The 5,943-nt window shown below is 33.3% G+C and carries 6 protein-coding genes; 5 read left to right on the top strand and 1 reads right to left on the bottom strand.

Translation table 11 applies throughout. From position 1 onward, the window contains the following. Positions 1 to 638: 638 nt before the first annotated feature. Entirely contained in the window at positions 639 to 1,424 is a 786-nt protein-coding gene (cobM, locus tag F6K22_RS28665) for a precorrin-4 C(11)-methyltransferase (protein WP_293105912.1), read from the top strand. A gap of 373 nt (positions 1,425 to 1,797) precedes the next feature. On the opposite strand, the gene F6K22_RS28670 is transcribed toward cobM, so the two are convergent. After that, positions 1,798 to 2,256 carry a hypothetical protein gene (locus tag F6K22_RS28670; RefSeq protein ID WP_293105914.1) on the bottom strand — a complete coding sequence of 153 codons (459 nt, stop codon included), beginning with the start codon at positions 2,254 to 2,256 and terminating at the stop codon, positions 1,798 to 1,800. A gap of 1,001 nt (positions 2,257 to 3,257) precedes the next feature. On the opposite strand from F6K22_RS28670, the gene F6K22_RS28675 reads away from it, so the two are divergent. From F6K22_RS28675 to F6K22_RS28695, 4 genes are all read left to right on the top strand, one after another. After that, the gene (locus F6K22_RS28675) at positions 3,258 to 3,563 is read left to right on the top strand and encodes a type II toxin-antitoxin system PemK/MazF family toxin (RefSeq protein WP_293105916.1); all 306 of its coding nucleotides are present in this window, start codon (positions 3,258 to 3,260) and stop codon (positions 3,561 to 3,563) included. A 69-nt stretch (positions 3,564 to 3,632) separates the two neighbouring features. Further along, positions 3,633 to 3,776 (top strand): hypothetical protein, encoded by a 144-nt coding sequence (locus F6K22_RS28680; RefSeq protein ID WP_293105922.1) that lies wholly within the window; start codon positions 3,633 to 3,635, stop codon positions 3,774 to 3,776. Positions 3,777 to 4,121: 345 nt separating this feature from the next. Beyond that, positions 4,122 to 5,417 carry a hypothetical protein gene (locus F6K22_RS28690; RefSeq protein WP_293105918.1) on the top strand — a complete coding sequence of 432 codons (1,296 nt, stop codon included), beginning with the start codon at positions 4,122 to 4,124 and terminating at the stop codon, positions 5,415 to 5,417. A gap of 24 nt (positions 5,418 to 5,441) precedes the next feature. Then, positions 5,442 to 5,579: a hypothetical protein gene (locus F6K22_RS28695; RefSeq protein ID WP_293105920.1), complete on the top strand. Its 138-nt coding sequence runs from the start codon at positions 5,442 to 5,444 to the stop codon at positions 5,577 to 5,579. The last annotated feature ends 364 nt before the right edge of the window (positions 5,580 to 5,943 follow it).

A 5,943-nucleotide genomic window follows, 5' to 3' on the forward strand; every position in this document is an offset into this window, starting at 1 on the left:
GAAACACCCTGGATTCTGTAGTAAATCTACCGCTTAGGGGATAAATCCACATTTGCTTAAAGCCTGAAGGGCAGACTTCTAGACTCCTCGGCATAGATCATTATCTAGCTGTGAGCTTACATTTCAGAGTGGTTTTACTCGCACTGGTTAGAGCAATCTTCTCGCTGCTCTAGCTGCATTACTTGCTTTGAGCCGTCGTAGGAAATTAATTCCCCTTATACTGTAGGCCCGAATCTCACCGTACTAGCGGTCATGTCATGGCGACAAACCTTGTTCTTACTTGCAATCTACTATCATAACACACCTTTGCTCCGCTTTATTACCCGCGTGTCGTTATTCAAGCAGCCGTTAAAACTGGCTGGCTAACTTCCTCACGTCATTTTTAGGTTTATAGACAAATATTTATCTATAAACTCACTTTTCCGGGTGTTATCCTGAGTGGGATTACTCCCTCTATATTCGATGAGCATAAGCAATTGGAACTGCCTTTCGTATGGGTATTGTAACTGCCGTTGAGGTCAGCATTGATTAACAAGCCATTTTTTAATTTGTATAAATCTATGCATGATTCTTTTGCATGAGTAACTTTTGCCTTGTGCGTAGCGCTACACCACTACAAATTTTTTGATTAATTGAAAATGAAAAATACCGAAAGTCTTACACCAGCAGTTTACATTGTAGGAGCAGGTCCAGGTGACCCCGACCTATTGACGCTGAAGGCTGACAAAATCTTGTCTACAGCAGATGTAATTTTATATGCAGATTCTTTGGTACCCAAGCAAATGTTACGGAATGTGCGTTCTGATGCTGAGATTATTGGAACAGCTAATAAAACTTTGGAAGAAATTTTGCCTGTAATGATTGACCGAGTGAGAAAAGGTCTTTGTGTGGTACGCCTTCATTCTGGAGACCCTAGTTTGTATGGGGCGGTTTATGAACAAATGCAACTTTTAGCTGAAGCGGGAATTGATTTTGAAATTGTGCCGGGAATTAGTGCGTTTCAGGATGCAGCAGCTAAGTTAAAGGTGGAGTTGACTGTACCTGGGTTGGTACAAACGATTATTTTAACGAGAATTAGTGGGAAAGCAACAGGAGTTCCTTCACGAGAAGAGTTGGGTAGTTTGGCAGCTCATGGGGCGAGTTTATGTTTGTATTTGAGCGCCCGTCATGTGTGGGAAGCACAAGAAAAGTTGATGGAACATTATTCTGATCAGATACCTGTGGCTATATGTTATCGGTTGGGATGGCCTGATGAGGAAATTTGGGTTGTACCTTTGGAGAAGATGGCTGTTGTAACTGAGGAGAAAGAGTTAGTTAGAACAACGCTTTATGTGATTAGTCCTACTTTGGAGAAGGTGGAAAAAATAGGGCGTTCTGGTCTTTATAATCCTGAACATAATCATTTATTTCGAGGAAAGAGATGAGTTTTTTAGATAAATAGACATCTCCAAAAATAAAAAATTAGATCAATTATCGAGAAGAAACAGTCAATTATTTCCGCCTACTCCCTACTCTCTCCGACCTACTCCCTCTTTTCTGGAGATGTCTAATAAACAATTGACTTAATATTAACCGCTAATTGAACTAATTACACTCAAAATAGTTTTTGCATTGCTAGAATAATAAGAAAATCAATTATCCTACAGAAATCATCAATTATTTCACCCTATTTACTCTTTATTTTAATTTTCGGTTGTTCTGCTAGCATAGTGGTGAAGATATATATTTTTTTTTCTTCCCACACTCCCCACACCCCCCACACTTCCCACACTCCCTGCCATTACCATGAACCACTACTTAATTTTCTACTCCTTCCAAAATACCTACTAAAACTTCACCTAAATCTTTGAGATCGTCTGGTATTTTAAATAAATTAATATCTTGTGTAATTTGTTGGTCCTTTTTATTTAATTTCCCAAAACGCCACACATCTCCCATTGTTACTGCACCATAGAAAATATTGTTTTTTTCGACTTCAGCTAATGCAATTAACTCTACGGCTAACTGAGTAAAACCTCTAGTTAAGTCATCATTTTTTGCCTCAATAACTAATAAATCATTTGTAGAACGTAATAAATAATCTAAACTACCTTTTAACCAATCATTAACTTTCAAAGGATATTCAATTCTTAACTGACAATGACAAAAATGAACAATTTCCAATAAAATTGGAGAGACTAAAATTTCTCGTCTAGCAGTTTCATTACTTAGATTCACAAAAGGTAAAATATCCTCTAGTTTATTCTGTATGTCCAATAAAATTTTCTAATGCTTTTGTTGTCTTTGGTAAAGATAAACGAGATTTAACTAATGAATAATTTAACTCTGCTATAGCAATCCTATTTTATTTGTGTATAAAAATCTTACTGCTTTTAGGGAACGCTTAACTGGGAACAGGGAACAGGTAGGAGTTTCGGTCTTTTTATCTACTTTTTGATTACCCGCAACCTATGCGCGGATTGCTATAGAATTTCATCAGCTTCATAAGGTAACTCAAAATAAGACTGAAAAGTATAAGATTTATCCTCTTGTAATATTTTTATTTTAGGCATCGCGATATTTTATTAAAATTGATTCTTATATAGTAGTTATGAAAAGATTAATATAGTTATAATTAAGATGATAATTCCTCAAAAAGAAACTTATGTCTAACAAATTATTGGAAATTGAACAAGCAATTAATTATTTATCTCTAGATGAACAAAAATGGTTACCGAATAATTAATAATTAATAGTTAATAATTAATAATTAATAATTAAGAGTTGATAGTCAATTAATTATTCATTCAACAATTCACGCCTTAAAGCCTCCCCTTGGATAGGGGATAAATCAAAAATTTTCCTTTGACTCAATCCTATCCGTTTTAAGAAGGGGTAATTATTAATTATTAATTGTTCATTGTTAATTGCTGAATTAACCGTTTAACTGAAAAAGTCAAGCAAAAATCAACTCAAATACTTGAACTTTAAAAGTATAACATAGAAAATCAGATTGAACTAATGGCAAATGATCCATATATTCAAAGATAAATAGCTTTAATTGACCAAGAATTTATAATTACTGAAATGGATGGAATTGATTAATTGTGAGTATTTAAATAGGAGAAATCTATTTTGTAAATCTTAGTCCGGTCATTTCAGTTATCAGTTATCAGTTATCAGTTATCAGTGAACCTCAGACTAAAGTCTGATGCTTGAAATACTGAATCGGATATTTTTTTCATCCCCTTAAAAGTGCAGGCTTTGAACCTCATTTTTTGGTAAAAGGCAGAGAACAATCTGGTGCTATACTTGTTCTAGTTTTGTCTATTAATACTATTAATAAATTGCCATTAGTTGCCACGCTAGTTGTAGGAACAAAAAGCGAAAATATTCAACGGGATTTTCCGACTAATGTTAGAGTTTCATCCGATGAAAGTGGATTACCTTTAGAAACAGTTTTTCTTTGTTTTCAAATTCGTTCTTTAGATGGAAGTAGGTTTTCTGAGCAACCAGTAGGAAAATTATCTGATGATAAAATGAAAGAAATTGAAACAGCAGTACGTTATTGTTTAGGATTATAAATAAATTGGAATTGTAATTCCTAGTGCTGCTACCCGGAAGTTAAAATTCAAAAGTTAAAGGAGAAGCAGTTGGTAAGAACAACCCTTGACAACCGCTTACTTAAAAAGGCAAATAACTATCATAAATTGCTCCAAATAAAATTAAGTAATCCTGTTAATTGGTTAATGAATACTTTTGAAGAAGAAGGAGAAACTGGAAATCACACCAATTGAACTTAGAAGAAAAAGTTATCACATTTTAGTAGATAATTTGGGTCAGATTAATACCATCAAATTTACAACAAATAGGATGGGGAAATGGTGATTATACTAAGGAACGAGAAGAGCTACTCAAGGGAGTAACGCGGGAGGAATTTTTGCAAGATATTGAGCGGATTAGAAATATTTAAAAATGATTTATGCCATACAAGATTGAATTTACGAAGTTAAAACTAAAAAGTTAAAAGCATTGATTATTCCTGCTTTGGGGAAAGTGAAAAAAGTAAGGGTTTCTGATTTTTATAATCCTGAAGATAGTCATTTACTTGAAAATAATATTTAGAAGTTAGAAGGGGATAAATGAAATATCAAATGAGAAGTTATAGTCAATTAGCCGATCTAGAAGCACTTTTACTAGAAATTCAAGATGATAATATTCGTGCCTATGCAGGTGAAGCTATTGCCTCTTATTCTGCTGGAGCTTATCGTTCTGCTATTGTTTCAATTTGGATTGCTATTGTATATGATTTGTACCAAAAATTTCGGATTCTTTCTGAGACTTATCACGATAAAGCAGCAAAACAAAATATAGAAGAGATAGATAAAATTAGAAATAATCCTGATAAAAAGCAAGTGGCAAGTTGGGAAAGAGAAATTTTAAAGAATGCTCGTAATAAAGTTCAAATTATTACTAATTTAGAGTATGAACATTTAGATAGGATTCAACAAGATAGACATCGTTGTGCCCACCCTGTTTTAGATTCTGAAGGATTGCTATTTCAACCTACTCCAGAATTAGCTCGCACACATATTAGAACTGCCATAGAAGTTTTGCTTAGTCAACCTCCTATTATTGGAAAAGCTGCGGGGGAAGCTTTAGAAAGAGATGTGGAAAGTTTGTATTTTCCTGAGGATCTAGAGGGAGTGAAAAACTTCTTAAGTAGTAGACATTTCTTAGTAGGTTCCGAAAAATATTTGCTTAATCTTATTGTACTTTCTTTGAAAAAAGTTATCTTTCTAGTTCCTTTTCCTGGTGATTCAGCAGGGATAATAAACAATTATATATGGGTTATAGAGTGCTTAGTGAAAGATTACAGAAATGTTTTTGAATCTTTGGAAAGCAAGAAAATCAGAGATATTCTAGGTAAAATTGATGATGATAGGCTACACCTTTTAGCCTTTCTATTTAATATAGATAACAAATTTTGGGATGACTGCCCTGAAAACATAAAAGAAAAGTTTAAGTATTTTCTCAAAGAAGAAAAAATAGAATTTTATAATAGAGTTTTTGGAATTTTTGTGCTTCATTTATTACCAGAAATTAAAAATGACCTTATAACTATTTATAAAAATCATTATCAACTTAATGAACGACAACTTAATGAACGACATCACTTAGCTTTTGTTAAAGCATTAAAGAGAGCAAAAGCTAATAGAAAAGAAAGTGCTATTTTTGCTAAGGAAATAGTTAAACTCAATATAGACATATTTATTCGTTCTAAGTATTTTAAATCTGGCAGAGAAAATGCAGAAAAACATATTAGACCTATTATTCCAATTATGACAAATGAGGATATTAAATATTTGCTTGAGCAAACAGTAGAAAATAACCAGCTTATAGACTGTATATTTATACTGAAAGAGTTATTTCAATAAACTATAAATACTTATCCTGATACTTTGCCTCTTTGGAAAAATTTCTATGAATCAATATCAACAATATATAAAAATCAAAATGCTTGGTCTGGAAAAGAAGAATTAAAAGAAATGATTGATAATTTTCCAGAGTCAAAACAGTTAAAAACAGAACCTTTCTAGAAAGCACAGAGCGATCGCTCTTCAGAAATATCTAATTACTTAATAGGATTTTACAAATAATTTTTGATATATTCCCCAGGCGCAAGTACCTGGGGATTCTTAATTTGAAAAATGATTATTGGTTTTGCACTTTTTAAGTTTCTAATGATTAGCATAAGCAAAAATTCTTATTAATCAATTTGGTCTCTTTTACATTGATTTTCCTTTCTTTGACATCCTCCCCGGCCTAAAGGCACGGGGATTCCTACTAAGCCGTAGCTCCTCGGTGGGTTGACATCTCACAGGCTGCTGCTACTTTGGCAGTAGTCTTATGCTTGCCTCCATGTCCGTTTTTTGTCTCGGATTGCCCACCCGCGACTAATAT

It is taken from the genome of Okeania sp. SIO2F4 (assembly GCF_010672385.1).
Taxonomy (GTDB): Bacteria; Cyanobacteriota; Cyanobacteriia; order Cyanobacteriales; family Microcoleaceae; genus Trichodesmium.